The organism is Pseudomonas sp. PS02302 (genome assembly GCF_029959585.1).
GTDB lineage: Bacteria > Pseudomonadota > Gammaproteobacteria > Pseudomonadales > Pseudomonadaceae > Chryseomonas > Chryseomonas aestiva.
In genome coordinates this window covers 20,434-46,171 of record NZ_JASCON010000014.1, presented here as the reverse complement: position 1 = coordinate 46,171, position 25,738 = coordinate 20,434, and the positions used below count along the sequence as shown (strand labels likewise).

Below are 25,738 nucleotides of genomic sequence, written 5' to 3'. Positions count from 1 at the left end.
AAGTTGCGCGCCCCTGCCAACATCCTTATTGCGACGAACGCCACTTTAATTATCGGGCTGTCAGGCGGACAGTTTACTTATTCCAATAGCCAATCTATGATCGATGCAGACTTTCATCTCTGCATCACTCAGAACAAAGGCCGTTTATGTCGCTCATCAACGAATATCGTCAGACCGAAGAAGCCATCAAGGAATTGCAGGAGCGCCTGAAGTCGCTGCAAGAGGATGACAAACTGCAGCGTGAGCTGGAATTCGAAAAGAAACTCCGCGCGCTGATGGGTGAGTATCAGAAATCCCTGCGTGACATCATCGGCATTCTCGATACCGAAGCCAAGCCCGCTCGCCAGACCCGTACGCCCAAGGCCAGCAGTGGCAGTACGCCCAAGCGCGCCCGCAAAGTTAAGCAATACAAGAATCCGCACAATGGCGAAGTGATTGAAACCAAGGGTGGCAATCACAAGACACTGAAAGAGTGGAAAGCCAAGTGGGGTTCGGACGATGTCGAATCCTGGGTAACCCTGCTGGATTGATGAGGAAAAACGCCGGCTAGCCGGCGTTTTTTTTGCCTGCACGGCAGCCGGTTGCGCTAACCGGCTAACTCCAAAACGCCGATTGCCCGTTTCAATACTCTACCGACGCGACCGTTCGCGGCGTCTTTCATATTGTCCAAGCAACATCCTTCTCAGCTGAAGCTGCAGTCATCGGCCGCGGGACTTGGGGCTTTGCACGCCCTAGGTGTAAGCAAACGTCTCTGAACGATATCTGTGGTTCGCGACTTCAGACAACCGAATTGTCCAACCGCTGCATCAACGCCCGAACATGGGCGGACCAGGCTTCGAGAATAGGGATCTGCTCGCTGGCCACCTCAGGCTGCAGTTGTTCGGCCAGGGTAATGAATTGTGGACAGGTCATATGGCCTTGACCCTCTTCACCCAGCAGGCGCTGCCGACAGAATTGTCGCCAGCGCGCCCCCTCTTCCGCGGTCAGCAACTCGGGAAAGTTGCGCGCACGATAGCGAAAGAACAGCTCCGGATGTCGCTCATCCTGAAAGGGCCAGGACCGGCTGCCAAGTTGCTCTGCCGGACACTGCTGAACTTGTTCGCAGAGTTGCCGCTCTTCGGCGGCAATGAAACCGTCGTACAGTCTCTCTTCGACATCCTGTTCCTGGGTGGCAAAACCGGAGGCCTCGGCATAGAGCGCCTGCACCTTGGGTTGCCAGGTCGCACGCTGGTCGAGCAATTGGCGGATGCGGCGCCAGACGGCGGCCTGATCGAATTGCAGCCGCTCCGTGTCCGCAGGGCGCAAGACGCTGAAGGGCGCCAGAATCGGACACTTGTTGATCTGTACCAGCTTCAGCGGCACCGGTAGGTCACCCTCGGCCAGCGCCTCCCGCCGGGTATAGAGGCGTTCGCGCAGGGTCTCGACATCCAGTTCCAGCAGCGGCTCCGGCGCCAGGCCGAGATCGCAGACGATCAGCGCGTTGCGATTGACCGGATGCCAGGCCAGCGGCAGCACGGGTGCGAGGAAATGTCGCTCGGCGCTGAAGCGGCCGGAGACGTGCAACAGGGGTTCGAGCAGACGGATGCGCGCCAGCGCCGCCTTCTTCTGGCGCTGCGTCCAGAGATAGTCATAGAGCCTTGGTTGCCGCTGCTTGACCAGACGCGCCAGGGCCAGGGTCGCGCGGACATCCGCCAGGGCGTCATGGGCCTGAGCGTGTTCGATGCCGTTGGCGACAGTCAGGCGATCCAGGCGCAGGGAAACGCGCTCAGCGTCCTGCGGCCAACTCAAACTCTCCGGGCGGAAGGCATAGAGCGCCCGGATCAGGCCGAGCACATCCCAGCGACTGTTGCCCTGCTGCCATTCGCGGGCATAGGGATCGTGGAAGTTGCGGTACAGGCTGTGCCGTACCATTTCGTCGTCGAATCTCAGGTTGTTGTAGCCGACCGCGCAGGTGTTGGGACGCCGCAACTCCTCGTGGAGGCGCTGGACGAAGTCGCGCTCACGCAGCCCCAGGCGCTGCAGGGTAGCGGGCAGGATACCGGTGACCAGGCAGGCGGCCGGATGGGGCAGGACATCCTCGCTCAGCTGACAGTGCAGGTTGAGCGGCGCCTCGATTTCATTGAGCTCCAGATCGGTACGCACCCCGGCCACCTGCAGCGGTCGATCCCGCCGTGGATCGATCCCCGTGGTCTCGAAGTCGTACCAGAAGATACTTTGCGTCACACCGCCCTCCCCTAGAATCGGCGCAGTCTAGCATCGTCGTGCGCCTTGCTCCCGAGCGCCCGCACCCGCTAGGCTCTGGTGCCTGTCTACCGCGTATTCTCTCTACCCATGCGTTCAGTCGATCGGCTCTCCCTTCGCTCCAGGTGCCGAGGTATCGGCGCACGCCTGGGTGCCGCCGTCTGGGCGTTGACCCTGTCCCTCGCCTGCCTCGCGCAGCAGGAGCCGCTGTCCTGCCCCCTGCCGCCGCAATCCGACAGCGGCCCGGGCAGCCTGCGCCTGACCCATCAGGGGCTCGACAGCCGGACGGCGCGGCAGACCGCCACCCAACTCGCCGCCGCCACGCGCAGCGCCGCTCCCCAGGCGCTGGCCGCGGCCTACCTGCAGCATTTCGGCAGCCGGGTGCAGCACGGCCAACCCGAGCAACTCGCCGAGCTGCCGGCCGGAGACGTCAGGTTCTGGCTGGCCGGCAATCCGCCCCTGGCGGAGGCTCAGGCGCAGACGCTGCTGGACTGGGTCGAGGCGGGCGGCCATCTGGTGGCCGTCGCCGATGACAGCACTCTGGCGCTCAGCGCGACCCTGGGCGTTCGTCCCATGCCGACCCGCGAGCTGGGGGGTGCCGCCCCACCCATCATGGCGCTGCCGCTCTGGCCCAACCTGACCCAGCTCTATCTCGCCGAGGACGACGCCCCCGCCTACCTCGGCTTCGACGACAGCCGCCACCTGTTCGATGTCGGTGATCAGGCGGTGGCCTGGGCCAGCAGCGCCAGCGCCACCCATATGCTGATGCTGCCCTGGGGGGACGGCAGCGTGACGCTGCTGTCGGACACCGATCTCTGGAGCAACGCCCACCTCGCCCAGTACGACAATGCCTGGCTGCTGTGGTACCTCACCCAGGGCGCGCCGGTGACCCTGATCGCCCCGGCGCCACCGCTCCCCCTGTGGCTGGACGCCTTGCAACGCTATGGCCTGGCCCTGCTGCTCCTGACGCTGGCGGCGGGTCTCTGGCTGAAACGCCGCCAGGACCATCCGGCGCCCCGGCGTGACGCCAGACGCTGGCCCGAACTGATCGCCACCCTGCAGCGCGATATCCAGCGCGAGGTGCACCGTCGCCGCCCCGAACTCACCGACCAGACTGTGGCCGAGCGCTGGCAATATCTGGCGCGCCTGAGCGGCCTGAGTACCCGTGTGGTGGGCGAGGCGATGCGGCCCAGCCCGGCGCGCCTCTCCACCCGCGACTTCACCCGCCGTATCGCCCAGCTGCGCCTGTTGCGCCTGGCCGTGCGCCCCCCCGTTTCCGAGGACTTCCGATGACCGACAGCTCTGCTCCTGACGCCACCCCGGCGGACTCCGGCGAAAGCGGCGTCAAGGCCCGCGCCCTGGCCCGGCTGCAGGCCCTGCGACAGGCGCTGCTCAAGGTGCTGCCGCAGCAGGAGGCCGCCGTGGACGGTCTGCTCGCCACCCTGCTGGCCGGCGGTCACCTGCTATTGGAAGGCCCGACCGGCTCCGGCAAGACGCTGCTGGTTCGCGCCCTGGCCGCCAGCCTGGACGCCGGCTTCGCCCGGCTGCATTGCCATCCGGCCCTGCCCCCTGCCGAGGTGGCCGGCGAAATCGTCACGGACGCCGGCAGCGACAGTGCCCGTCTGCGTCGGGGGGCCCTGTTCAACTCCCTGGTCCTGCTCGAAGAGCTGCAGCGGGCGCCGCCAGCGATCCTCAACCTGCTGGACGACGCCCTGCAGGGTCGCCAGCTGAGTCTGGGCGGCCGCCCGGTGCCCCTGCCAGCGCCCTTCATGGTTATCGCTACCCGCTCCTCGGGCAGCGACCTGCCGCTGGCGCTACGGGATCGTTTCCTGGCGCACCTGCGACTGGAGTGGCCGGCAGAAGGCCAGGAGCTCGCCGCCCTGCGCCAGGCTGTCCAGCAGGGTCATGGCGATCCCCTGGAAACCGCGACCCTGCGCCCGCTGCTGCAGGCGCGGGATCTGCCAGCCCTGCAGCGACTGGTGGCCGGTCTGCCGGTCGCGGAGCCGGTCCTTGAGCATGCGGTGCGCCTGATTCGGCTCACCCGGGAATGGCCGGCCTTCGAGCAGGGCGCCGGGCCGCGTGCCGGGCAGGCTTTGCTGCGTCTGGCTCAGGCACAGGCCTTTCTGCGGGGTGGCGACAGCGTGACGCCCGAGGATGTGCGCACCCTGCTGCCCGCCGTGCTGCGTCCACGCCTGCGGCTGACCCCAGAGCGCGAATTCGAGGGTGACAGCCTGGATGGCCAGATTCTCAAGCTGCTGGGACAGTGTCCGGCACCGCGCCCATGATCCAGCGCTGGCTGCCCCTGGCACTGGGCGCCCTGGCCCTGCTCAGCCTGATCCTGGGCTGGCTGGCGCCGCCGCGCTGGCAGGCCCTGCCGGCCGCAGGGGCGCTGCTGCTACTGGGGCTGGCCTTGCTGGAGCGCCGGCAATCGCGGGAAACCCGAGCGCATCCGCCGCTCATCGCGCAGCCAGTCAGGGCACGCCTGCGGGCGAACACACCGGTGCATCTGTTGATCGCCAGCCCGGGACTGGCAAGGACCGACGAGCGCGGAAGCCGCGAACAGGCGCTGGGCTTCTGGCAGGCGCTGGCGGCCAGCGGCAATGAGCTGCGGCTCTACGGTCTCGATCCCGAGCTGTGCCTGCTGGCGGCGGCCACGTCCGCTCGCCCTCTGAGGCCTGCGGCCCTGCCACCGGCGGCCCCAGGCGCGACGGCTGATCTAAAGGCGGCGCTGGCGCGGCTCTGCAACCAGGCGCAACCCGGCAGCATCCTGGTGGTCATGGCGCCACTGGATGAAGACAGGGCAGCCTGGCTCGGCCGCCTGGAGCTGGGGCGACGTGGCCTGCAGCTCTGGCTGGTCGACACCGCACTGGAGGAGATGGCGGAGCCTGACGACATCCGTACCTGGCGCGATGCCCGCCGCTATGCCGAGGCCTGGCAGACCAGGCTTCAGGGCGAGCGCCTGGCCGCGCGTCTGGCGCGAAGGGAAATCCGCTGCCTGCCTGCCAGCGCGACGGCGGATCTGCAGACCCGCCTGTTGCAGCTATGGAATGCCGGCGATCCGGATCAGGCCGCCGACTGAGACAGGCGGCCGAAGGTGAAATAGTGCTGCAACACGTCGATCAGCTCGGCGAATTCCGCTGGCGGTTCGGCAACGCTGAAACCCGAGTCATAGTTGCCCGGGGTGACGTCTTCGTGGCTCCACTGGCAGCGGGCGTCGAAGTCGACGAAGTGCAGCTGACCGTCCTGCCCCGGAATCTTCAGCCGGAGTTCGAAACGCGCATTCACCAGCATGGGCAGCTGGCTGATCATCAGCAACCCCTCGCGGGAGATGTTGCCGATGTAGCCCATGGGCTTGTCGGTGAAGCGGTTGAACACCTTCAGATAGTAGGGCAGCTGGTGGCGCTCGATACGACGATTCTGAGTCATGGTGCGATTCATCCTGCACACGGTAAAGCCACGTTACCGACAACGTCCTGGAAAGCTCAGCGCTGCGGTAGTTTTCGCACCGGCTGGGGCGTCGCAACGGCCGTTCCGCCATCTAGCCCCAATTGGCGCAGGGTGTCCAGTCGGGCCTGGGCCCGAAAGGCGTATTCGCTGGCCGGGAACCGGGCCTGGATGAAACGATAGGTCTGAGCGGCGTCGGCGTACAGCTGCTGCTGCTCCAGACACTGGCCACGCAGCATGGAGAATTCCGGCTGCAGCCAGGGGCGGGCGCGCCCCTTGCGCTCGGCCTGGGAAATCTGCAGCAGGGCATTGGTGCAGTCGCCTTCACCATAGGACTTGTAGGCGGCGTCGAGATAGGAATTCATCGAAACGCTGGTGCAGCCGGTCAGGCCGAACAGCAGGAACAGGCAGAGATAAGGGCGCATGGAAAGTCCTCCTGTTCGCTAGATCGGCGCCGGGGCGCGCTTCTTGAGGGCAAACGACCATTGGTGTGACGGAGCTGCGAAAAGCCGTCATGTGCTGGCCACGCGACAGCGCTACAATGAGGTGCGCTTCGTGTTCTACGTCGACTCGGCGCTGAGGCGCCGACTCATGGTTGCAATCCGCTAAAGGAAAGACTGCATGATTTATCGCCGTACCAAGATCGTCGCCACCCTCGGCCCGGCCAGCAATTCTCCGGAAGTCCTCGAGCAGCTCATCATCGCCGGCATCGACGTCGCCCGCCTGAACTTCTCGCATGGAACGCCCGACGAGCACCGGGCCCGTGGTCAGCTGGTACGGGATCTCGCCGCCAAGCACGGTCGCCATGTCGCCCTGCTCGGCGACCTCCAGGGTCCGAAGATCCGCATCGCCAAGTTCGTCAACAAGCGCATCGAACTCAAAGTCGGTGATCCCTTCCGCCTGTCCATCGCCCATCCCCGCACCGAAGGCACCGAAGAAGTGGTCGGCATCGACTACCCGGGCCTGGTCACCGACTGCCGCGTGGGTGACGAACTGCTGCTGGACGATGGCCGCGTGGTTCTGCGCGTGGAAGGCATGACCGCCACCGAACTGCACTGCACCACCCTGATCGGCGGCCCGCTGTCCGATCACAAGGGCATCAACCGCCGTGGCGGCGGCCTCACCGCCCCCGCGCTGACCGACAAGGACCGGGACGACATCAAGCTGGCCGCCTCCATGGAGGTCGACTACCTGGCCGTGTCCTTCCCGCGTGATGCCGAAGACATGCACGAAGCCCGCCGCCTGATGGAAGCCGCCGGTGGCAAATCCTGGCTGGTGGCCAAGATCGAGCGCGCCGAAGCCGTGGCCGACGACGAAGCCCTGGACGGCCTGATCCATGCCAGTGACGCCGTGATGGTGGCGCGGGGTGACCTGGGCGTGGAAATCGGCGACGCCGAGTTGGTGGGCATCCAGAAGCGCATCATTTCCCACGCCCGTCGCCTCAACAAGGCGGTGATCACCGCGACCCAGATGATGGAGTCGATGATCAGCAGCCCGATGCCGACCCGTGCGGAAGTCTCCGACGTGGCCAACGCCGTGCTGGACAACACCGACGCCGTGATGCTCTCCGCGGAAAGCGCCGCCGGCCAGTACCCGGTGGAAGCGGTCAAGGCCATGGCGCGCGTCTGCGTCGGTGCCGAGAAGCAGCCCACCAGCAAGCTGTCCAGCCACCGCCTGGGCCATACCTTCACCCGTTGGGACGAGAGTATCGCCCTGGCCTCCATCTACGTGGCCAACCACTTCCCCGGCGTGAAGGCGATCATCAGCCTGACCGACACCGGTTACACCCCGCTGATCATGTCGCGCCTGCGCTCCTCGGTGCCGATCTTCTCCTTCGCCTCCAGCCGCGCCACCCAGGCCCGCACTGCGCTGTTCCGCAACGTGCACACCATCCCCTTCGACCCGACCACCATGCCGGCGAACAAGGTGAGCCAGGCGGCGGTGGACGAGCTGCTCAAGCGTGGCATCGTCGAACACGGCGACTGGGTCATCCTCACCAAGGGCGACAGCTACACCAAGCGTGACGGCACCAACACCATGAAGATGTACCGCGTAGGCGATCTGCTGGTCTGATCCCTGCCGCCGGTCCTTGACCGGTGCTGACGAAAAAGCCCCGAACAGGTGACTGCTCGAGGCTTTTTCTTGGACGGCCAGAGAGTGGGCATACGGCAGGACCGCACTAGAAACCCTTGAAGGCGAGACCGGCCAGATGCAGGGCCGCTGCCCCCAGCACGCCCAGGCTGCAGACGATAAGGATGCCACGCTGCAGCGAGCGCAAGCGCCCCTCACGGCGGGCTGCCAGGCGCGTGGCATTGAGCGGCGCACCGTTGGCCAACGGTGATTCACGCATCGTTTCGCTCCCTCGATCTCTTAATGCACTATATTCTCATTCTCACATAGATCAAGGGAGTCCGACGAGCGACTGCCGGACTGTGGCAGAATAGCCGGTTTGGTGCGAACAGCCTGGGTGAACGATGGCGTTACGTTTCGAACGGCTCAAGTGGCAGGACTGGAAAGGCGCCTTTACGGAGCGCAACTACGAGCGCGGCCGGCGCCTGGCACTCGACGGCCTGGTGCAGCTGCGCTCGGCGGCCAGGGGCCAGCTCTATGCCGAGTGCAGCAGCCCCGCCGGACCGGCTTATCGCCAGGCGATCAGCCTGCGTGCGGGCGAGACCGCCTGGCGGGTTGACGCCCGCTGCACCTGTCCAATCGGCCGCAACTGCAAGCATGCCGCCGCCGCCCTCATCGAGCTCGAACGGCTGCAACGCAGTGAGGCCGACCTGCCGGCCACGCCGGTTGCCAATCCGGAGTTGCCGCAACCGGTCCTGACCCTCGGCAGCCATACCCAGATCGATTACGACCGGCACATCGGCAAGATGCGACCTTCGGTGCGTCATCGCGCCGCCCTGGCCTTCGCCTATGGCCCCCGGCGCCTGTTCGGTGCCCCACCGCGCACCCCGGACGCCGACTATCCCGTGCGGCAGTTGCCGACCGAACAACGCTGGCGGCAGACGCTGCTCGATCACGGCCTGCGCCTGGCCACCCGACGCAGCGCCGCGCTGCCCGACGACAGTGGCGAGATGTTCGAATTGCCGGACGACCTGGCCTGGCTCAGATTCGTGCAGCAGGTCATCCCCGGTCTGCGCGAAGCCGGCTGGCAGATCGAGGCCCATCCCGAATTCACCTTCGACCTGACCCCGGTGGAAGGCTGGTACGGTCATCTCGAAGAGGTGCAGGACCCGACCATCGCTAATGGCCAGTTCGATGTAGAGCTGGGCATCCGCCTGGGCCAGCGCCGCGTCAGCCTGATTCCGCTGCTGATCGACGCCCTGCGTCGCGAACCCTCCCAGTACGAGCCGGCGATGCTGGCCAAACGCGCAGACGACGAACCCGTCTTGCTGCGCATCGATCCTCCGCGCCTCGCCGGCCCGCAGGGTCGCGTGCAACGGGTCGCCGTGCCCCTGGGTCGGCTCAAGCCGATCCTGCAGATCCTTGGCGAGCTCTATGCCACCGACCGCCTCCCCCAGGACCGAGCCCTGCGCCTGCCGCGCCTGGACGCCGCACGCCTGGCCGAGCTGGACGAGCGCCTGCCGCTGGAATGGGAAGGCGGTGAACGCCTGCGCAGCTTCGCCGAGCGTCTGCGCAGCTATGCGGCCGAGCCCGTCGTCCTGCCGGACACCCTGCACGCCGAACTGCGTCCCTATCAGCGCGACGGCGTAGCCTGGCTGCAGGCGCTGCGCGAACTGGACGTCGGCGGCATCCTGGCCGACGACATGGGCCTGGGCAAGACGCTGCAGACCCTGGCGCACATCCTCGTCGAACAGGCCGCCGGGCGTCTGACCGCACCGGCATTGATCGTCATGCCGACCAGCCTGATCCCCAACTGGCAGGACGAGATCGCCCGCTTCGCTCCCGGATTGCGCGTGCTGACCCTGCAGGGCAGCGCCCGCAGCAGTCGCTTCGAGCGGATTCCGGAGCACGACGTGGTGCTCACCACCTATGCCCTGTTGCCCCGCGATGCCGAGCGCCTGGCCGACTACGATTTCCACCTGCAGGTGCTGGACGAGGCCCAGTCGATCAAGAATGCCGCCACCAAGGCCGCCCAGGCCGCACGCCACCTGCGTGCCCGCCATCGTCTCTGCCTGACCGGCACGCCGCTGGAAAACCATCTGGGCGAACTCTGGTCGCAATTCCACTTCCTGATGCCCGGCTGGCTGGGCGACGAGAAGGGCTTCAAGCAGGCCTATCGCATTCCGGTAGAGCGCGAAGGCGATGTGCAGCGCCTGGCGGCGCTCAAGGCACGGGTGCGGCCCTTCATGCTGCGCCGCACCAAGCAGCGGGTCGCCAGCGAGTTGCCACCCAAGACCGAGATCGTCCAGCTGGTCGAGCTGAGCACCGCGCAGCGTGAGCGCTACGAAGACCTGCGGCTGCTGCTGGACGAACGGGTTCGCGCCGAGATCGCCCGTCAGGGCATCGGTCGCAGCCAGTTGCTGATCCTCGATGCCCTGCTGCGGCTGCGCCAGGTCTGCTGCGATCTGCGCCTGGTGCCCAACGAAGACGCCAGCGTGGCCAAGCCTTCGGCGAAACTGGCGGCCCTGAACGAGCGCCTCGACGCCCTGCTCCCCGGCGGCAGTCGGGTCCTGGTGTTCTCCCAGTTCACCAGCATGCTCGATCTCATCGCCGCCGACCTCGACCAGCGCGGCATCGAGTACGTCAGCCTGACCGGCGAAACCCGGGATCGACGCACCCCGGTGCAGCGCTTCCAGAATGGCGAGGTGCCGGTGTTCCTGCTCAGTCTCAAGGCCGGCGGCAGCGGTCTCAACCTGACGGCGGCGGACACGGTGATCCACTTCGATCCCTGGTGGAATCCGGCCGCCGAGCAGCAGGCCAGCGACCGCGCCTATCGTATCGGCCAGGATCGTCCGGTGTTCGTCTACAAGCTGATCGCCCGCGGTACGCTGGAAGAACGCATCCAGCAGCTGCAGCAGGAAAAGGCCCGTCTCAGCGCCGGTATCCTCAGCGAGAACAGCGGCGACTGGCGCCTGACCGAAAGCGACCTGGCCCAGCTGCTGGCACCGCTGGACCGCTAGTGAACCAGGCAGGGGGCCTAGCCTGACGCCGCGGGGCAACCGGCGGCGTCAGGAGCAGACCGGGAAGGCCCGCGCGGCGCTACTTGTCGCCCACGCCTTCACCCACCGCATCGCCCGTCGCATCCAGCGCCTTGCTGGAAGGAAATTTGTTCGAGGCGACGCGGACCGCCAGCACCGACAGCGACAGCAGAAAGATGCCGCCGCAGAGATACAGCAGCCCGACATCCGGCGGCCGATGATGAGAGACATCACCGATCAGGTAGCGGGTCAGCGCAGTGATGGCGATGTAGAGCAGAAAGCGGATGGGCAGGTGGTTGGTCTTGAAGTAGATGCCGACCATGGCGCCCAGCTCCAGATAGATGAAGAGCAGCAGGATGTCATCGATGCTCGCCTGGTCCTTGTTGAACATCTCCATGAAGGCCATCACCGAGGCCCAGGCCGTGGCCGCGCCAATGGCGAACAGGCCGAAGTAGTGGAAGCCTTCCACCATCAGGTTGCCGAGGGCGTTCGCCCCGTCGTGCATGCGTTTGCGACCGCTGTCTGCCCATTTCATGGCCTGTCACCCCACTGCCGTGCCCGAATACACCCGCCTGCAGACTCGTCCATGTTGAAATTCCCGTTCTCAAGGTTGCTCTGGCACCAGCCGCTCTTATAGCGAGAAGCCGGACCGCCGACCAGTGCGCAACTGTCGCAGACTGGACGGCCCGCCGCTGGCAGGCTAAAACCTGAGGAAAAGCCCGCAAGGGCTCTGGAGTCTACTGTGGAAGCGCGCCTATCCTGCCTCGCCTGCCTGGACCGGCCCGATCCCCGGCTGCTGGAAGCCGCCCTGTGGATCGCGGCCGAGCACCATGACCAGATCGATCCGCCGGCCCTGCTGCACTCGCTGGATGATCTGGCGCTGCGCCTGATCGCCACCCTGGATGGCGATGCCAGTCACTCCGAGCGAGCCCAGGCCTTGTTACGGCAGCTGTGCGATGCCGGCTTTCGCGCCGCCGAGTGGCCCCTGAACCCTACCGCGGCCCTGCTCGACGAGGTCCTGACGCGGCGGCGCGGCCAACCGCTGTCGATCGCCCTGATAGCCCTGGAGCTGGCGCGGCGCCTGGAGATCAACCTGCAGGGCATCGGCTTTCCCGGGCATTTCCTGTTGCGCGTCCCCGGCGCGGATCATCTGCTCGAACCCTTTGGCGGACGCCGCCTGTACATGAACGACTGCCGTCAGTTGCTGGTGGATCAGTTCGGCCCCACCGCGCAACTGCAGGCGAGCTACCTGGCGCCCCTTGGTCCGCGGCAGATGATGCAGCGCCTCTCGCGCAACCTGCGTGAATTGCATCGCCAGGGCGACCAGCCGCTGGCCGCGCTCAAGGATGCCCAGCGGGTCATCGAGCTGGGCGCGGTCGGCGTCATCGATCACCTGGCGCGCGCCGACCTCTACCGCCAACTCGACTGCCCCCAGGCCGAGCGCTACGACCTGCAGCACGCCCTGCTGATCAGCGAAGACGATGCCGAACGCGAGCAGGTGAGGCGGCGGCTGGAGCGACTGGGCGCGCCTTCCGCCACCCTGCACTAGCCGCGCAGCAACCAGAGCACCAGCTGGGCGCCGAGCAGATTGCTCAGGCCGGCCAGCACCATGACCAGTCCGGCCACGGTGCCCTCCTCCAGACCGACCTCGTAGGCCTTGCTGGTCCCCACCCCGTGGGCGCCCATGCCGAACAGGGCACCGCGGGCCAGGGCCGACTTGAGCGGCAGCAGCTTGATCAGCAGGCTGCCGAGAATGGCGCCACCCAGGCCGGTGATCATCACGAAGGCCGCGGTCAACTCGGGGACGCCCCCCACGGTGGCGGACATCGGCATGGCGAAGGGGGTGCTGATGGAGCGTGGCAGCATGGACAGCAGCACCCGGTCGTCGAGCAGCAGCAGCCGGGCCAGCAGCCAGGAACTGCCGATGGCCACGCCACTGCCGACGCAGAGACCGGCCAGCAGCGCCTGCCAGTAGCGCGCCAGCAAGCGGCGTTGCTGCCAGATCGGCACGGCGAAGGCCACCGTCGCCGGTCCCAGCAGGGTGATCAGCCAGTGGCTGTAGTGGGCGTATTCGGCATAGCTCACCTGCTGCCAGAGGGTAGCGGCATAGAGCAGCACCGTGACGAAGATGATCGGACTGACCACATACCAGCGCAATCGGGCATAGAGCAGCCGACTCAGCGCATAACCCGCCACCGTCAGCAGCAGCCAGAACAGTCCAGGCAGATCAAGCATCGCGACGCCCCCGACGGCGGAACATCCAGTCCACGGTACAGGCGGTCGCGACCATGGTCAGCACGGTACTGAGCAGGATGGCCAGCAGGATGCGCACGCCTTCCTGCCGCAGCAGCGGACCGTAGTCGAGCAGACTCAGCAGGGCGGGAATGAAGAACAGCAGCATCTCACCCAGCAGCAGGCGCACGCCGCCCTGCAGCCACTCGGGCTCGACGATGCGCGCGGCCAGCAGCACCAGCAGCATGACCAGGCCCACCACGCCGCCCGGGACCGGCAACGCGTAATAGGTGGCCAGCCAGGTACCCAAAGCCCACAGCGCGCCCAATCCGCACAGCTCCAGAGCCAGGCGCAGATATCTATTCACCCAGGGCTCCATCTCAAATCTTCATTAGGCGCTCAAGGATACCGAGGCTGAGGGGGCGAGGACAGCAAACCGGGCCAGGCGGCGGGACCGGGAGGGGTAAAGCAGCTTTGCCGCCCGGGCAACATCAGCCCAGGGCGGCGGTGACCTCGGCGACCCAGCGCTCGGCATCTTCGTCCGGCGTAACCGTTTCACTGGCATCGATGCGCAGCATGGGCAGCAATTCGCGCAGCCCCAGCTCGGCGAACAACTCCTGCATCAGCTCACCGCCGCCGCAATAGGTGTCGCCATAGCTGGAATCACCCAGAGCCAGCACCGCGCCGGGCCGTCCGGACCAGGGCGGCAACCGATCGCGCAGCTGGAAATACAGCGATTCCAGATTGGCCGGCAATTCGCCCATGCCGGTGGTGGAGGTAATGGCCAGCAGCGACTCGGGCGCGAAGGCCTCCAGGCTGGCGAGATCGGCATTGGGCTGGTGCCAGACCTCATGGCCTGCCGCGGTCAACCGCGCCTTCACCTGCCGGGCGATATCTTCCGCGGTGCCATAGACCGAGCCATTCAACAGTGCGACTTTCATACGGACCTCTTGCATGGAATCTCGTCCAGTATGCCTGGCGCAGCCCGGCTTGGCGCTCCGTCAGCAAGACGACTCCGCTGGCAACCCCGGCTGCAGCCAGGGGTCTCAAGGCTTGTTATGCTAGCGCCGCCTGCTACCCCAGGCGTTTTCGCCACCTGTCCGCCTACCCGGCGGCATGACGGCATCCGGCCTATCCGGCCCGATCGCCCGGAGTTAGAGCATGAATCAGCCAGTTACCCTCATGGTCGCGCGGCGCGTCGCGGCCGGCCAATACGATGCCTTTCTTATCTGGCTGCGCGAAGGCGAAGCCCTGGCCACCGGGTATCCCGGCTATCTCGGTTCGGGGGTCCTGACCCCACCTCCAGGCGACAACCTGGTACAGATCATCTTTCGCTTCGCCTGTCCCCAGACCCTCGATGCCTGGGAGCACTCGGAAACGCGGCGCCTCTGGCTGGAGCGTGGCCAGGGCCTGTTCGAAGCGCCCCTGGCACGGCGCGCCCAGGGTATGGACGACTGGTTCGGCGCGGGCGTCCAGCCGCCACCGCGCTGGAAGCAGAGCATCGCCGTCTGGCTGGCGTTCTTTCCCATCTCGCTGCTGTTCAATGCCGCTTTCGGCGATTACCTGGCGCATCTGCCGCTGTTGCCGCGCATCCTGCTGAGCACCCTGATCCTTACCCCGGTCATGGTCTGTGTCTTCATCCCCCTGATCACCCGGGCGCTGAGGGGCTGGCTGCACACCGCCTCGTCGCGGGCCGGCGACTGGCGGAGCGGCGCCCGCTAGGCCGACACGGATCGGCCTGCATCCTGACGAGTCGAATGCGTACAATAGCCGCGGCCAGTACGCTGGCCGCCTCGCTCATCAGGATCGGGTACCCTCATGTCCGCAACCCTTCCCCTTCTGGTCACCGGCGCCAATCGCCGCGTTGGTCTCGCCTTGACCCGCCGGCTGCTGGCGGAGAGCCAACCCGTCATCGCCGTCTATCGCGACGATCCGGGTCCCTTGCGTGACCTCGAGATCGAGGCCTATCAGGTCGATCTGGCGGAAGAGGCACAGCGCGACACCCTGCTGCAGCAACTGCATGAACGCCATCCGGCATTGCGCGGCATCGTGCACAACGCCTCGGTCTGGGCCGAAGACGGCCTGGAAAACCTGCGGCTGCTCTACCGTCTGCATCTGGAAGCGCCCTACCACCTTAATCTGGGCCTGCAGGACCTGCTGCTGGCCGCACCGCGGGCCGACATCATCCATATCGGGGATGACAGCGCCACACGCGGCAGCCGCAATCACATCGGCTACGCCGCCACCAAGGCCGCCCTGCACAATCTGACCCTGTCCTTTGCCGAAGCCCTGGCACCCAGGGTACGGGTCAACACCATCGCGCCGGGGCTGCTGATCTTCAAGGAGGGCGCCGACGAGGCCTATCGCGAGGCGACCCTGGACAAGGCGCTGCTGGATTTCGAACCCGGCGCCGACCCCATAGTGGATACCGTGCTCTATCTGCTGTCGACCCAGTACGCCACCGGCAGTACCTTCACCGTCAACGGCGGGCGCCACCTGCGCCACGGCCGCCGCTAGCAAGAGGAATCAGTCATGACCGAACAAGACCGCCTGGAACTGGAAGCCGCTGCCTTCCGCACCCTGGTCGAGCACCTGCGCAAGCGCACCGATGTACAGAACATCGATCTGATGAATCTGTCCGGTTTCTGCCGCAACTGCCTGTCCAAGTGGTACAAGGCCGCAGCCGACGACAAGGGCCTGGAACTGAGCCTGGATGATGCCCGCGAGGCCGTCTACGGCATGCCCTATGCCGACTGGAAAGCCCAGTACCAGACCGAAGCCTCGCCGGCCCAGGCCGCGACCTTCCAGGAGCAGCAGCGCAAATGAGCGATCTCGCCAGCTTCCGCGCCAGCCTGGCCCAGGGCGACCATGCCTTCGCCGATACCCTGGCCTTTGTCGCCGAGCACTACCGCTACCAGCCCACCGCCTTTCGCAACGGCGAGGTGGACAATGCCGCGGGCCAGAACGAAGGCTCCTGCAAGACCTTGGGGCTGGCCAGACTCGAGGGGCTGAGCGATGAAGAGGCCCTGCTGGCCTTTGGCGAGCACTATCGCAGCGTCCTACAGACGCCCGAGGGTAGCGATCACACCAATATCCGCGCCCTTATCGCCCATGGCCTGGACAGCGTGAGCTTCCAGGGCGAGCCCCTGACGCGTCGCTAGGCCTTGCAGCGACCATAAAAAAAGCCCTGCGGATGCAGGGCTTTTTTCTTGGACCGGGCTCAGACGGCAGCCGCGGGTCTCATGTAGGAAATCGGTGCCAGACCGGAGTCTTCGAAGGTTACTACTTCCCAGGCATCACGATCGGCCAGCAGCGCGCGCAGCAGGCGATTGTTCATGGCGTGGCCGGACTTGTAGCCGCGGAATTCGCCAATGAGGCTCTTGCCGAGCAGGTAGAGGTCGCCGATGGCATCGAGGATCTTGTGCTTGACGAACTCGTCTTCGTAGCGAAGGCCGTCTTCGTTGATCACACCCTTCTCGTCCACCACGATGGCGTTGTCGACGCTGCCACCCAGGGCCAGGTTGTGCGAACGCAGGAATTCCAGGTCGCGCATGAAGCCGAAGGTGCGGGCACGACTGACTTCCTTGAGGAAGGAGGTGCTCGAGAAGTCCACCGAGGCTTTCTGGGTACGGTTGTTGACCACCGGATGATCGAAATCTATCTCGAAGGTCACCTTGAAGCCGTCGAAGGGCACGAAGGTGGCGCGCTTGTCACCGTCGACGACGCTGACTTCACGCTTGATACGGATGAACTGCTTGGCCGCTTCCTGTTCCTGCAGACCGGCGGACTGGATCAGGAACACGAAGGGACCGGCGCTGCCGTCCATGATCGGCACTTCGACCGCGGACAGCTCGACGTAGGCATTGTCGATCCCCAGACCGGCCATGGCCGACAGCAGGTGCTCAACGGTACCGACCTTGACGCCATTGTCACTGAACAGGTTGGTCGACATGGTGGTTTCACCCACGTTCTCGGCCCAGGCTGGGATTTCCACGACCGGATCGAGATCGGTGCGACGGAACACGATCCCCGTATCGACGGGAGCCGGCTTCAGGGTCAGGTAAACCTTTTCCCCGGAATGCAGGCCGACGCCAGTGGCGCGAATGGTGTTCTTGAGGGTGCGTTGTCTAATCATGCCAGGGCCGCTCGGTCGCAGGGTGCGAATGGTGTTCAACGAAGTCGCGATGATAGCAGATGCGAAAATCGATGCCCACTAATCACACCCTGGCTTGTGATATACCCGATCAATCAGCCTGACGACGCAGGAAGGCCGGGATGTCCAGGTAATCCAGGTCGTCGTTGGGATTGACCTTGGTCGCCGCTGCCGAGCCGCCATGATTCTGGCTGCCACGACCGGAGCGCATCGAGGTCGGGTACTTGAGGTCGTCGTAGTTGACCGGAGCGCTTTCCTGACGGGCCGCGGCCAGGGTCTGAGTGGTGTTGTCCACCACCTTGACCGGCTTCTCGATGCGCGCACCCAGGCCGGTGGCGACCACGGTGACGTGCAGCTCGTCGCGCATTTCCGGATCGATCACCGCGCCGACCTTGACGGTGGCGTGCTCGGACGCGAAGTCCTCGATGATCTCGCCGACGGCGGCGTATTCACCCAGGGACAGGTCCAGGCCAGCGGTGATGTTGACCAGGATGCCGCGGGCGCCGTGCAGGTTGACGTCTTCCAGCAGCGGGTTGCGGATGGCGGCTTCGGTGGCTTCGCGCGCACGGTTCGGACCGCTGGCGTGGCCGGTACCCATCATGGCCATGCCCATCTCGCCCATCACGGTCTTGACGTCGGCGAAGTCGACGTTCATCAGGCCGGGACGCTGCATGATGTCGGAGATACCACGAACGGCGCCGGCGAGGACGTCGTCAGCCTTGGCGAAGGCGGCCAGCAGGCTGGCGTCCTTGCCCAGGATGGTCAGCAGCTTCTCGTTGGGGATGGTGATCAGCGAGTCGACGCATTCGGACAGGGAGCGAATGCCTTCGTCGGCGACCTGCATGCGCTTGCGGCCTTCGAAGGGGAACGGACGGGTGACCACGGCAACGGTCAGGATACCCATCTCCTTGGCCACCTCGGCGATGATCGGCGCGGCACCGGTACCGGTGCCACCGCCCATGCCGGTGGTGATGAAGACCATGTCGGCGCCTTCGAGGACTTCGGCGATGCGCTCACGATCTTCCATGGCCGCCTGGCGGCCGATTTCCGGGTTGGTGCCCGCACCAAGACCCTTGGTGACGCCCGGGCCGAGTTGCAGCACGGTCCGGGATGTGACGTTCTTCAGGGCTTGGGCGTCGGTATTTGCACAGATGAATTCGACGCCTTCAACACCGCTTTTGACCATGTGGTTGACGGCATTGCCACCGCCACCGCCCACGCCGATAACTTTGATCACGGCGCTTTGTGGAATGTTGTCTACGAGTTCGAACATGGTCCCCTCTCTTCCTTTCGGATCTTCGCCTACTGCCGCGGTTTAATTGTGAATTACAAGTTGCCCTGGACCCAACGCTTCATGCGTTCCAGGACTGTGGATTTGGTTTCGCTGCTATATCCGCCAGAAACAACCGGCAAGGGATCGGTCTGCTTTTGCAGACCATAGAGCAACAGGCCGACGCCTGTGGAATAGATCGGGTTGCTGATTACGTCAGTCAGACCCTTGACCGTCTGGGGCACCCCCAGGCGTACCGGCATATGGAAAATCTCTTCCGCCAGTTCGACCGCGCCTTCCATCTTCGCGGTACCACCGGTGAGTACGATCCCTGCGGGGATCAGATCCTCGTAACCACTGCGGCGCAGTTCCGCTTGCACCAATGTGAATAGCTCATCGTAACGGGGCTCGACCACTTCCGCGAGGGCCTGACGCGACAATTCTCGCGGCGGACGGTCACCCACGCTGGGCACCTTGATGGTTTCGCCCGGCCCAGCCAGTTTCGCCAAAGCACAAGCATACCGAATCTTGATTTCTTCGGCATATTGCGTTGGGGTTCTCAAGGCCATGGCAATGTCATTTGTGACTTGGTCGCCAGCAATGGGTATCACCGCCGTATGGCGGATGGCGCCTTCGGTAAAGATGGCGATATCGGTAGTGCCGCCGCCGACGTCCACCAGGCAGACACCCAGTTCCTTTTCATCGTCGGTCAGTACCGAATAGGCCGAAGCCAGCTGTTCAAGAATGATGTCGTCGACTTCCAGACCGCAACGACGAACACATTTCTCGATGTTCTGCGCAGCGTTGACGGCACAGGTGACGACATGGACCTTGGCTTCCAGTCGCACGCCGGACATGCCGAGGGGCTCGCGCACCCCTTCCTGGTTGTCGATCACATAGTCCTGGGCCAGGGTGTGCAGCACGCGCTGGTCGGCGGGAATGGCCACCGCCTGGGCAGCATCGAGCACCCGCTCGATGTCCGCCGGGCTCACTTCACGATCGCGGATCGCCACGATGCCGTGGGAATTCAGGCTGCGAATGTGATTGCCGGCAATGCCGACGAAGGCCGAGTGGATCCGGCAACCGGCCATCAGCTGGGCTTCTTCGATGGCCCGCTGGATGGAGGCGACGGTGGATTCGATGTTGACCACCACGCCCTTCTTGAGCCCGCGCGACGGATGGGTGCCGATCCCGACGATCTCGATCTGACCATCGGAAGACACCTCGCCGACCAGAGCCACGACCTTGGAAGTGCCGATGTCGAGGCCGACGATCATCTTGCCGCTTTGCACGCTTGCCATAGTAAAAAACTTCTCCTCAATGCTTGGCCGGTTCGGTCACGGGGGTGGCGGCGACAGCGGGATCACGCCAGGCCACAGCCAGACCGTTCGGATAACGCAGATCGATCCGCGCGATATTGTCCATCTGTGCCTTGAGCACCTGATCGTACAGGCGCATGAAGCGCCGCATCTTTTCCACCAGTTGGTCGCGGCCGAACACCAGTTCCAGGCCCTGACCGGTGGTGAGGTACCAGCTGCCACGCTCGTGCATTTCCAGGCGCGACACGGTGTAACCGAGCGGCCGGAGCATCTGGCTGAACATCTGGTACTGCTGCATTACCTGCTGCTGGGCCCGTTTGGGGCCGTACAGCCGCGGTAGATTGTCATAGTTGGCCAGATCCTGCGGGGCAAAAGCCTCACCCTGGTTGTTCAGCAGCGCCTCGTCACCCCAGCGGGCGATGGGCATCTGCTCTTCCAGGCGGATGCTGATCTCGTCCGGCCAGACCCGGCGGACCTCGGCATGGGCGATCCACGGCATGGTTTCCAGCTCGTGGCGCATGTTGGCCAGGTCGACCTGGAAGAAGGTGGTACCCACGAAAGGCGCGATGCGCTGCTGCACGGCGCCCTGGCTGATGTAGGAGAGATCGCCCTTGACGCTGACCTTGGCGATCGGTCGGTCGGCATAGGGCAGCAACTTCTGGGCACCCTCATAGGTGCCGAAGCCCAGCCCCAGCAGCAGGAACGGCCAGAGGATGCGCTTGAGCAGCCCCAGACTCGGGCGAGGCAGGCGGGTCGACAGCGGCTCTTCGGCGACCAGACGACTGGCGCCCCGTTGTTCGACGTTGCGCGACCGACCGAAGCCGGGCTGGTTGTGACGTAGGGTGGCGACCAAGGTTCAGCCCTCCACGTGCGCGCCGGCAACAGCGGTTGCCGGCAAGGGGTTGTACGGATGGCGGCTCATGCCGAACTCCCGGTGGTCGCGGCAGTGGCGAACAGCGGATGGCTGAACAGTTGCGGCGCCAGTGCGCCGATGTCGCCCGCGCCCTGGCAGAGCAGGATGTCGCCCGGGCGCAGTAGTGGCTTGACCAGCGGCGCGATGTTGCTGCCGCGCTCGACGTAGATGGGATCGAGCTGACCGCGCTGGCGGATGCTGTGGCAGAGCTGGCGGCTGTCGGCGCCGGGAATGGGTTCTTCGCCGGCCGGATAGACTTCCATCAGCAACAGCACGTTGGCATCGGCCAGCACCTGGACGAAGTCTTCGTAGAGATCGCGGGTGCGACTGAAGCGGTGCGGCTGATAGACCATCACCAGCCGGCGTTCGGGCCAGCCGCCGCGCACGGCCTTGATCACTGCGGCAACTTCACGGGGATGGTGACCGTAGTCGTCCACCAGCATGACGCTGCCCCCGGCGACCGGCAGTTCGCCATAGACCTGGAAGCGCCGCCCAACTCCCTGGAAGCCGGACAGGCCATTGAGGATGGCCTCGTCGCTGACGCCTTCGTCGGTGGCGATGGCGATGGTCGCCAGGGCGTTGAGCACGTTGTGCACGCCCGGCATGTTGACCGAGACCGCCAGCGGCGCGCGGCCCTCGCGCAGCACGGTGAAATAGGTGCGCATGCCTTCCTGGCGGATATCCACGGCACGGACGTCGGCGTCCTCGGCGGTACCGTAGGTGACGGTGGGTCGGGCGACCTGGGGAATGATCTCGCGCACCACCGGATCGTCGACGCAGAGCACGGCCAGGCCATAGAACGGCAGGTTGTGCAGGAAATCGACGAAGGTGCGCTTGAGCCGATTGAAGTCACCTTCGTAGGTGCTCATGTGGTCGGCGTCGATATTGGTGACCACGGCGACCATGGGCTGCAGGTGCAGGAAGCTGGCGTCGCTCTCGTCGGCCTCGGCGATCAGGTAGCGGCTGGTGCCAAGCTGCGCATTGGTACCGGCGGCATTGAGGCGGCCGCCGATGACGAAGGTCGGGTCCAGGCCTTCGGCGGCGAACACCGAGGCGATCAGACTGGTGGTGGTGGTCTTGCCATGGGTACCGGCCACGGCGATGCCATGGCGATAGCGCATCAGCTCGGAGAGCATCTCGGCGCGGGGCACCACGGGAATGCGCTGCTCGAGGGCGGCGGAGACTTCCGGATTGGATCTGTTGATGGCACTGGACACCACCAGCACGTCGACCTGATCCAGGTTCTCGGCGCGGTGGCCGATGTAGATGCGCGCGCCGAATTGCTGCAGGCGCGCGGTCACCGCGGATTCCTTGAGGTCCGAGCCCGAGACTTCGTAGCCCAGGTTCAGCAGCACCTCGGCGATGCCGCACATGCCGACGCCGCCGATACCGACGAAATGGATGCGCCGGATGCTGCGCATGCGCCGAACTTCGGCCTGGATGGCACTCTGCGACTTAACCACGGGCCACCTCCAGACAGGCGTCGACGACTGCACGGGTGGCATCGGGTTTGGCCAGGGCACGGCTGCGAGCGGCCATGCCGGCAAGACGTTCGGGATGCATCAGGACCTCGGTAAGCTGCGCGGCGAGATCCGCCGGGCGTGTGGAATGTTGCGGCAGCACCACACCGGCACCGGCGCGCTCCAGGAAGCGCGCATTGCTGGTCTGGTGGTCGTCGATGGCGTGCGGCAGGGGGATCAGCAGCGCCGGCAGACCGGTGGCGGTCAGCTCGGCGACGGTCAGGGCACCGGCTCGGCAGATCACCAGATCGGCCCAGGCATAGGCAGCGGCCATGTCGGCGATGAAGGGCTGGACATCGGCCTCCACGGCGACGTTGGCGTAGCGCTCGGCGGTCACCTCGGCATGCTGGCGACCGGCCTGGTGGCGCACATTGGGTCGCAGCCCAGCGGGCAGCTGGGCCAGGGCGTCGGGCAGCAGCTTGTTAAGCGGCTCGGCGCCGAGGCTGCCGCCCAGTACCAGCAGATTGGCGACGCGCTCTTCCAGCGGCGCGCGGGTCACCGGGACGAAGAGTTCGGCGCGCACCGGATTGCCGGTAGACAGGCGCTTGGCGGACGCCGGGAAGGTGTCGGCGAAGCCTTCGCAGACCCGTGCGGCCATGGGCACCAGCAGGCGGTTGGCGGTGCCGGCATGGGCATTCTGTTCGTGGATCACCAGCGGGATGTTGCACAGCCTGGCGGCCAGGCCACCAGGACCGGTGACGAAGCCACCCAGCCCCAGCACGCAGACCGGCTTGAGCCGGCGCATGAGCCCCATGGCCTGCATGAGCGCCCCGCTGAGTTGCAGCGGCGCCTTCACCAGGGAGCGCACGCCCTTGCCTCTCAGACCGGTGACCGGAATGTGGTGCAGGGTGATGCCGGCCTTGGGCACCACGTCGTTCTCGATGCCGCGCGGGGTACCCAGCCAGTGCACGGTATAGCCGCGGGCTTCGAATTCACGGGCGCAGGCCAGGGCCGGGAAGACGTGCCCGCCGGTACCGCCGGCCATGATGAGGACGTTAGCGGACATCGGCGAAATCCTCTTCGGTGAATTCCACATCCTCGGTATCCACCAGGGTGCGTCTCTCCCACTCGATGCGCAGCAGCAGGCCCATGCTCACGCAGCAGATCACCAGGGAGCTGCCGCCGTAGCTGAGGAACGGCAGGGTCAGGCCCTTGGTCGGCAGCAGGCCGACGTTCACGCCGATGTTGATCAGGAACTGGCCGATCCAGAGCATCGACAGGCCGTAGGCCACATAGGCCGAGAAGAACTGCTTGGACTGCTCGGCCCAGTGACCGATGAACAGCCCGCGCACGCAGACGAAGAGAAACAGGCCGACGGTGGCCATGGCCCCGATCAGGCCGAGTTCTTCGGCCAGCACGGCGAAGAGGAAGTCGGTATGGGCCTCGGGCAGATAGAACTGCTTCTGGATGCTGTTGCCCAGGCCGAGACCGGTCCAGCCGCCACGACCGAAGGCGATCAGCGCCTGGGTCAGCTGGTAGCCGGAGCCGAACTGGTCGGCCCAGGGATCGGTGAAGGTGATCAGCCGCTGCATCCGGTAGGACTGGGTCTGCACCAGCACGAACACCGCCAGCACGGCCAGGGCGACCATCATCAGGAAGCGGAACAGGCCGACGCCGCCAAGGAACAGCATGGCACCGGCGGCACCCATCATCACCACGGTGGCGCCGAAGTCGGGTTCGCGCAGCAGCAGCATGGCCATCGGCAGGAGCACGATGAAGGGCTTGAAGAAGCCGGCCCAGGTGTGGCGCACCTCATGCTGACGACGAACCAGGTAACCGGCCAGATAGAGCACCACGAAGACCTTGGCGATCTCCGAGGGCTGCACGTTGAAGATGCCGAAGCCGATCCAGCGCAGGGAGCCGTTCACCTCGCGGCCGATGCCAGGCACCAGTACCGCCACCAGCAGGAGGAAGGCGATGATCAGCAACGGAAAGCCGAAGCGCTGCCAGGTGGCCATGGGGATCAGCATCACCACGCCGCAGGAGACGAAGCCGATCGCCAGGTAGACCAGGTGGCGGTACATGAAGTACAGCGGATTGCCCGACTGGGCGGCGGCCACTTCGGAGGAAGCCGAGGTCACCATCACCAGGCCGAGGCCGAGCAGCAGCAGGCAGCCCGCCAGCAGCGGGAAGTCCAGGTCGATGCCGTGGCGGCTGGCCAGCGGCGAGGGATAGGGGCGCAGCAGGCTGAGGATCATGCCAGAGCTCCCACGGCCTGGGCGAACAGCCGTCCGCGTTCTTCGAAATTGCGGAACATGTCGAGACTGGCGCAGGCCGGCGACAGCAGCACGGCGTCGCCTGGCTGGGCCAGCCGGCGGCTCTCGGCCACGGCTTCTTCGAGGGTGGTGACATGCACCTGCTGCACGGTGGCCGGCAGGATCTCGGCGATCCGTGCCGCATCGCGTCCCAGCAGCACCACGGCGCGACAGTGACGCGCGATGGGCTCGCGCAGGGCACTGAAATCGGCGCCCTTGCCGTCGCCACCGGCGATCAGCACCAACTGGCCGGCGATGTCATCACCCAGGCCTTCGACCGCGGCCAGGGCAGCGCCGACGTTGGTCGCCTTGGAATCGTTGTAGTAGTTGACGCCCGCGACCTCGCCGACCCACTGGCAGCGGTGCTCCAGACCCGGGAAGGCGCGCAGGGCTTCCAGCATGGGTGCCAGCGGCAGACCGGCAGCCTGGCCCAGGGCCAGTGCGGCCAGGGCATTGCTGTGGTTGTGGGTACCGCGGATCTTGAGTTCCTCGACATCCAGCAGGTTGTCGAAGGCCAGCGCCAGATAGCGACGGCCTTCCTCCTCGCGAATGCCGAAGGCACGGAAATCGGGCCGTCCCAGGCCGAAGGTCAGGCGCGGCACGTCATCGCCGATCAGCGGCCGCGACAGGGCATCGTCGCGATTGACCACCACCTGGCGGGCGCCACGGAAGATGCGGTGCTTGGCCTGGTGATAGGCCGGCATGCCGGTGTAGCGATCCATGTGGTCTTCGCTGAGGTTGAGCACGGTGGCCACCTCGGCATTGAGGCGCTCGCAGGTCTCCAGCTGGAAGCTCGAAAGCTCCAGCACATAGAGTTCGACGTCATCGGCCAGCAGGTCCAGCGCCGGGGTACCGAGATTGCCCCCCACGGCCACGCGCTTGCCGGCGCGCAACGCCATGTCACCCACCAGGGTGGTGACGGTGCTCTTGGCGTTGGAACCGGTGATGGCGACGATGGGCGCCTGGGCCTGGCGTGCGAACAGCTCGATATCGCCGGACAGCCGCACGCCGCGGGCGGCGGCTTCCTGCAGCGCCGGCGTTTCCAGGGCCAGGCCGGGACTCACATAGAGTTCGGCCGCGCGGGCGAGGAAGTCGACATCCAGCTCGCCGCAACGCACCTCGACCTGGGGATACTGGGTTCTCAGGGCCTCCAGTTCCGGCGGCTGTTCCCGCGTGTCGGCCACGGCGAAGGGCACGCCCCGGCGCGCGAGAAAGCGCACCAGCGACATGCCACTCTTGCCGAGGCCGACGACGATACGGAACTGGTCGGAAGCGATGAGCAC

Annotated in this window: 27 protein-coding genes; 11 read left to right on the top strand and 16 right to left on the bottom strand. The window is 65.7% G+C overall.

Annotation, left to right across the window (positions count from 1 at the left end):
• The first annotated feature begins 146 nt into the window (after nt 1–146).
• On the top strand, nt 147–530 hold the full coding sequence (gene mvaT, locus QMX82_RS07190) for a histone-like nucleoid-structuring protein MvaT (protein ID WP_158894078.1): 384 nt from the start codon (nt 147–149) through the stop codon (nt 528–530).
• 247 nt (nt 531–777) lie between these two features.
• On the opposite strand, the gene sbcB is transcribed toward mvaT, so the two are convergent.
• Nucleotides 778–2,223 (bottom strand): exodeoxyribonuclease I, encoded by a 1,446-nt coding sequence (sbcB, locus tag QMX82_RS07185; protein WP_282281907.1) that lies wholly within the window; start codon nt 2,221–2,223, stop codon nt 778–780.
• A 186-nt stretch (nt 2,224–2,409) separates the two neighbouring features.
• Between sbcB and QMX82_RS07180 the strand changes: the two genes are divergently transcribed.
• From QMX82_RS07180 to QMX82_RS07170, 3 genes are read left to right on the top strand one after another with little or no spacing between them, the layout of a single operon-like run.
• Nucleotides 2,410–3,534 carry a DUF4350 domain-containing protein gene (locus QMX82_RS07180; protein WP_261793894.1) on the top strand — a complete coding sequence of 375 codons (1,125 nt, stop codon included), beginning with the start codon at nt 2,410–2,412 and terminating at the stop codon, nt 3,532–3,534.
• Complete coding sequence (locus QMX82_RS07175; RefSeq protein ID WP_208692439.1) at nt 3,531–4,526, top strand: AAA family ATPase; 996 nt, start codon at nt 3,531–3,533, stop codon at nt 4,524–4,526. The genes QMX82_RS07180 and QMX82_RS07175 overlap by 4 nt, the downstream gene beginning before the upstream one ends.
• Nucleotides 4,523–5,320 (top strand): hypothetical protein, encoded by a 798-nt coding sequence (locus QMX82_RS07170; RefSeq protein ID WP_282281901.1) that lies wholly within the window; start codon nt 4,523–4,525, stop codon nt 5,318–5,320. Before QMX82_RS07175 ends, QMX82_RS07170 begins: the two co-directional genes overlap by 4 nt.
• Here QMX82_RS07170 and QMX82_RS07165 read toward each other — a convergent pair.
• Nucleotides 5,305–5,667 (bottom strand): PilZ domain-containing protein, encoded by a 363-nt coding sequence (locus tag QMX82_RS07165; protein ID WP_007162035.1) that lies wholly within the window; start codon nt 5,665–5,667, stop codon nt 5,305–5,307. The genes QMX82_RS07170 and QMX82_RS07165 overlap by 16 nt on opposite strands.
• Nucleotides 5,668–5,723: 56 nt before the next feature.
• Entirely contained in the window at nt 5,724–6,110 is a 387-nt protein-coding gene (locus QMX82_RS07160; RefSeq protein WP_208692442.1) for a tetratricopeptide repeat protein, read from the bottom strand.
• Between the two features lie 196 nt (nt 6,111–6,306).
• Between QMX82_RS07160 and pyk the strand changes: the two genes are divergently transcribed.
• Complete coding sequence (gene pyk / locus QMX82_RS07155; protein ID WP_133862537.1) at nt 6,307–7,758, top strand: pyruvate kinase; 1,452 nt, start codon at nt 6,307–6,309, stop codon at nt 7,756–7,758.
• A gap of 106 nt (nt 7,759–7,864) precedes the next feature.
• Here the strand turns inward: pyk and QMX82_RS07150 are convergent, their stop codons facing one another.
• Nucleotides 7,865–8,035, bottom strand: a complete 171-nt coding sequence (locus tag QMX82_RS07150) for a hypothetical protein (RefSeq protein WP_208692444.1) — start codon at nt 8,033–8,035, stop codon at nt 7,865–7,867.
• Nucleotides 8,036–8,159: 124 nt separating this feature from the next.
• On the opposite strand from QMX82_RS07150, the gene QMX82_RS07145 reads away from it, so the two are divergent.
• A complete protein-coding gene (locus QMX82_RS07145; RefSeq protein ID WP_208692446.1) occupies nt 8,160–10,775 on the top strand; it encodes a DEAD/DEAH box helicase in 2,616 nt (871 codons plus the stop codon).
• A 79-nt stretch (nt 10,776–10,854) separates the two neighbouring features.
• Here the strand turns inward: QMX82_RS07145 and QMX82_RS07140 are convergent, their stop codons facing one another.
• On the bottom strand, nt 10,855–11,328 hold the full coding sequence (locus tag QMX82_RS07140) for a phosphate-starvation-inducible protein PsiE (protein WP_282281889.1): 474 nt from the start codon (nt 11,326–11,328) through the stop codon (nt 10,855–10,857).
• Between the two features lie 207 nt (nt 11,329–11,535).
• On the opposite strand from QMX82_RS07140, the gene QMX82_RS07135 reads away from it, so the two are divergent.
• The gene (locus tag QMX82_RS07135) at nt 11,536–12,342 is read left to right on the top strand and encodes a SirB1 family protein (protein WP_282281888.1); all 807 of its coding nucleotides are present in this window, start codon (nt 11,536–11,538) and stop codon (nt 12,340–12,342) included.
• Here the strand turns inward: QMX82_RS07135 and QMX82_RS07130 are convergent.
• The 3 genes from QMX82_RS07130 to QMX82_RS07120 all read right to left on the bottom strand — a co-directional run bounded on the left by QMX82_RS07130 (nt 12,339) and on the right by QMX82_RS07120 (nt 13,966).
• Nucleotides 12,339–13,028 (bottom strand): LrgB family protein, encoded by a 690-nt coding sequence (locus tag QMX82_RS07130; protein WP_183632846.1) that lies wholly within the window; start codon nt 13,026–13,028, stop codon nt 12,339–12,341. The genes QMX82_RS07135 and QMX82_RS07130 overlap by 4 nt on opposite strands.
• Nucleotides 13,021–13,404 carry a CidA/LrgA family protein gene (locus tag QMX82_RS07125; RefSeq protein ID WP_208692454.1) on the bottom strand — a complete coding sequence of 128 codons (384 nt, stop codon included), beginning with the start codon at nt 13,402–13,404 and terminating at the stop codon, nt 13,021–13,023. The genes QMX82_RS07130 and QMX82_RS07125 overlap by 8 nt, the downstream gene beginning before the upstream one ends.
• Before the next feature lie 112 nt (nt 13,405–13,516).
• Nucleotides 13,517–13,966 (bottom strand): flavodoxin, encoded by a 450-nt coding sequence (locus QMX82_RS07120; protein WP_208692456.1) that lies wholly within the window; start codon nt 13,964–13,966, stop codon nt 13,517–13,519.
• 220 nt (nt 13,967–14,186) lie between these two features.
• Here QMX82_RS07120 and QMX82_RS07115 point away from each other — a divergent pair, with 220 nt between their 5' ends.
• The 4 genes from QMX82_RS07115 to QMX82_RS07100 all read left to right on the top strand — a co-directional run bounded on the left by QMX82_RS07115 (nt 14,187) and on the right by QMX82_RS07100 (nt 16,186).
• Complete coding sequence (locus tag QMX82_RS07115) at nt 14,187–14,747, top strand: antibiotic biosynthesis monooxygenase (RefSeq protein WP_282281879.1); 561 nt, start codon at nt 14,187–14,189, stop codon at nt 14,745–14,747.
• Between the two features lie 96 nt (nt 14,748–14,843).
• Complete coding sequence (gene folM, locus QMX82_RS07110) at nt 14,844–15,542, top strand: dihydromonapterin reductase (RefSeq protein ID WP_282281877.1); 699 nt, start codon at nt 14,844–14,846, stop codon at nt 15,540–15,542.
• A gap of 15 nt (nt 15,543–15,557) precedes the next feature.
• The gene (locus QMX82_RS07105) at nt 15,558–15,851 is read left to right on the top strand and encodes a DUF1244 domain-containing protein (protein WP_208692463.1); all 294 of its coding nucleotides are present in this window, start codon (nt 15,558–15,560) and stop codon (nt 15,849–15,851) included.
• Nucleotides 15,848–16,186 carry a HopJ type III effector protein gene (locus QMX82_RS07100; RefSeq protein ID WP_208692465.1) on the top strand — a complete coding sequence of 113 codons (339 nt, stop codon included), beginning with the start codon at nt 15,848–15,850 and terminating at the stop codon, nt 16,184–16,186. Before QMX82_RS07105 ends, QMX82_RS07100 begins: the two co-directional genes overlap by 4 nt.
• Before the next feature lie 59 nt (nt 16,187–16,245).
• Here QMX82_RS07100 and lpxC read toward each other — a convergent pair whose 3' ends face one another.
• The 8 genes from lpxC to murD form a co-directional block, all read right to left on the bottom strand.
• Nucleotides 16,246–17,160 (bottom strand): UDP-3-O-acyl-N-acetylglucosamine deacetylase, encoded by a 915-nt coding sequence (gene lpxC / locus QMX82_RS07095; protein ID WP_208692466.1) that lies wholly within the window; start codon nt 17,158–17,160, stop codon nt 16,246–16,248.
• Nucleotides 17,161–17,269: 109 nt separating this feature from the next.
• Nucleotides 17,270–18,451 (bottom strand): cell division protein FtsZ, encoded by a 1,182-nt coding sequence (gene ftsZ, locus QMX82_RS07090; protein ID WP_282281874.1) that lies wholly within the window; start codon nt 18,449–18,451, stop codon nt 17,270–17,272.
• 53 nt (nt 18,452–18,504) lie between these two features.
• Complete coding sequence (gene ftsA, locus QMX82_RS07085; protein ID WP_017640704.1) at nt 18,505–19,749, bottom strand: cell division protein FtsA; 1,245 nt, start codon at nt 19,747–19,749, stop codon at nt 18,505–18,507.
• Nucleotides 19,750–19,765: 16 nt separating this feature from the next.
• Nucleotides 19,766–20,620 carry a cell division protein FtsQ/DivIB gene (locus tag QMX82_RS07080; protein WP_208692468.1) on the bottom strand — a complete coding sequence of 285 codons (855 nt, stop codon included), beginning with the start codon at nt 20,618–20,620 and terminating at the stop codon, nt 19,766–19,768.
• 65 nt (nt 20,621–20,685) lie between these two features.
• The gene (gene murC, locus QMX82_RS07075; protein ID WP_222613606.1) at nt 20,686–22,101 is read right to left on the bottom strand and encodes a UDP-N-acetylmuramate--L-alanine ligase; all 1,416 of its coding nucleotides are present in this window, start codon (nt 22,099–22,101) and stop codon (nt 20,686–20,688) included.
• 34 nt (nt 22,102–22,135) lie between these two features.
• The gene (murG, locus tag QMX82_RS07070) at nt 22,136–23,206 is read right to left on the bottom strand and encodes an undecaprenyldiphospho-muramoylpentapeptide beta-N-acetylglucosaminyltransferase (protein ID WP_282281870.1); all 1,071 of its coding nucleotides are present in this window, start codon (nt 23,204–23,206) and stop codon (nt 22,136–22,138) included.
• Complete coding sequence (gene ftsW / locus QMX82_RS07065; RefSeq protein WP_133862632.1) at nt 23,196–24,395, bottom strand: putative lipid II flippase FtsW; 1,200 nt, start codon at nt 24,393–24,395, stop codon at nt 23,196–23,198. Before ftsW ends, murG begins: the two co-directional genes overlap by 11 nt.
• On the bottom strand, nt 24,395–25,738 hold the full coding sequence (gene murD / locus QMX82_RS07060) for a UDP-N-acetylmuramoyl-L-alanine--D-glutamate ligase (protein ID WP_282281869.1): 1,344 nt from the start codon (nt 25,736–25,738) through the stop codon (nt 24,395–24,397). Before murD ends, ftsW begins: the two co-directional genes overlap by 1 nt.

Coding starts and splice junctions, on each gene's coding strand:
- mvaT (WP_158894078.1), top strand. CDS start 147: ATGTCGCTCATCAACGAATATCGTCAGACCGAAGAAGCCATCAAGGAA.
- QMX82_RS07175 (WP_208692439.1), top strand. CDS start 3,531: ATGACCGACAGCTCTGCTCCTGACGCCACCCCGGCGGACTCCGGCGAA.
- QMX82_RS07170 (WP_282281901.1), top strand. CDS start 4,523: ATGATCCAGCGCTGGCTGCCCCTGGCACTGGGCGCCCTGGCCCTGCTC.
- QMX82_RS07165 (WP_007162035.1), bottom strand. CDS start 5,667: ATGACTCAGAATCGTCGTATCGAGCGCCACCAGCTGCCCTACTATCTG.
- QMX82_RS07160 (WP_208692442.1), bottom strand. CDS start 6,110: ATGCGCCCTTATCTCTGCCTGTTCCTGCTGTTCGGCCTGACCGGCTGC.
- pyk (WP_133862537.1), top strand. CDS start 6,307: ATGATTTATCGCCGTACCAAGATCGTCGCCACCCTCGGCCCGGCCAGC.
- QMX82_RS07150 (WP_208692444.1), bottom strand. CDS start 8,035: ATGCGTGAATCACCGTTGGCCAACGGTGCGCCGCTCAATGCCACGCGC.
- QMX82_RS07145 (WP_208692446.1), top strand. CDS start 8,160: ATGGCGTTACGTTTCGAACGGCTCAAGTGGCAGGACTGGAAAGGCGCC.
- QMX82_RS07140 (WP_282281889.1), bottom strand. CDS start 11,328: ATGAAATGGGCAGACAGCGGTCGCAAACGCATGCACGACGGGGCGAAC.
- QMX82_RS07130 (WP_183632846.1), bottom strand. CDS start 13,028: ATGCTTGATCTGCCTGGACTGTTCTGGCTGCTGCTGACGGTGGCGGGT.
- QMX82_RS07125 (WP_208692454.1), bottom strand. CDS start 13,404: ATGGAGCCCTGGGTGAATAGATATCTGCGCCTGGCTCTGGAGCTGTGC.
- QMX82_RS07120 (WP_208692456.1), bottom strand. CDS start 13,966: ATGAAAGTCGCACTGTTGAATGGCTCGGTCTATGGCACCGCGGAAGAT.
- QMX82_RS07115 (WP_282281879.1), top strand. CDS start 14,187: ATGAATCAGCCAGTTACCCTCATGGTCGCGCGGCGCGTCGCGGCCGGC.
- folM (WP_282281877.1), top strand. CDS start 14,844: ATGTCCGCAACCCTTCCCCTTCTGGTCACCGGCGCCAATCGCCGCGTT.
- QMX82_RS07105 (WP_208692463.1), top strand. CDS start 15,558: ATGACCGAACAAGACCGCCTGGAACTGGAAGCCGCTGCCTTCCGCACC.
- QMX82_RS07100 (WP_208692465.1), top strand. CDS start 15,848: ATGAGCGATCTCGCCAGCTTCCGCGCCAGCCTGGCCCAGGGCGACCAT.
- lpxC (WP_208692466.1), bottom strand. CDS start 17,160: ATGATTAGACAACGCACCCTCAAGAACACCATTCGCGCCACTGGCGTC.
- ftsZ (WP_282281874.1), bottom strand. CDS start 18,451: ATGTTCGAACTCGTAGACAACATTCCACAAAGCGCCGTGATCAAAGTT.
- ftsA (WP_017640704.1), bottom strand. CDS start 19,749: ATGGCAAGCGTGCAAAGCGGCAAGATGATCGTCGGCCTCGACATCGGC.
- murC (WP_222613606.1), bottom strand. CDS start 22,101: ATGCGCAGCATCCGGCGCATCCATTTCGTCGGTATCGGCGGCGTCGGC.
- murG (WP_282281870.1), bottom strand. CDS start 23,206: ATGTCCGCTAACGTCCTCATCATGGCCGGCGGTACCGGCGGGCACGTC.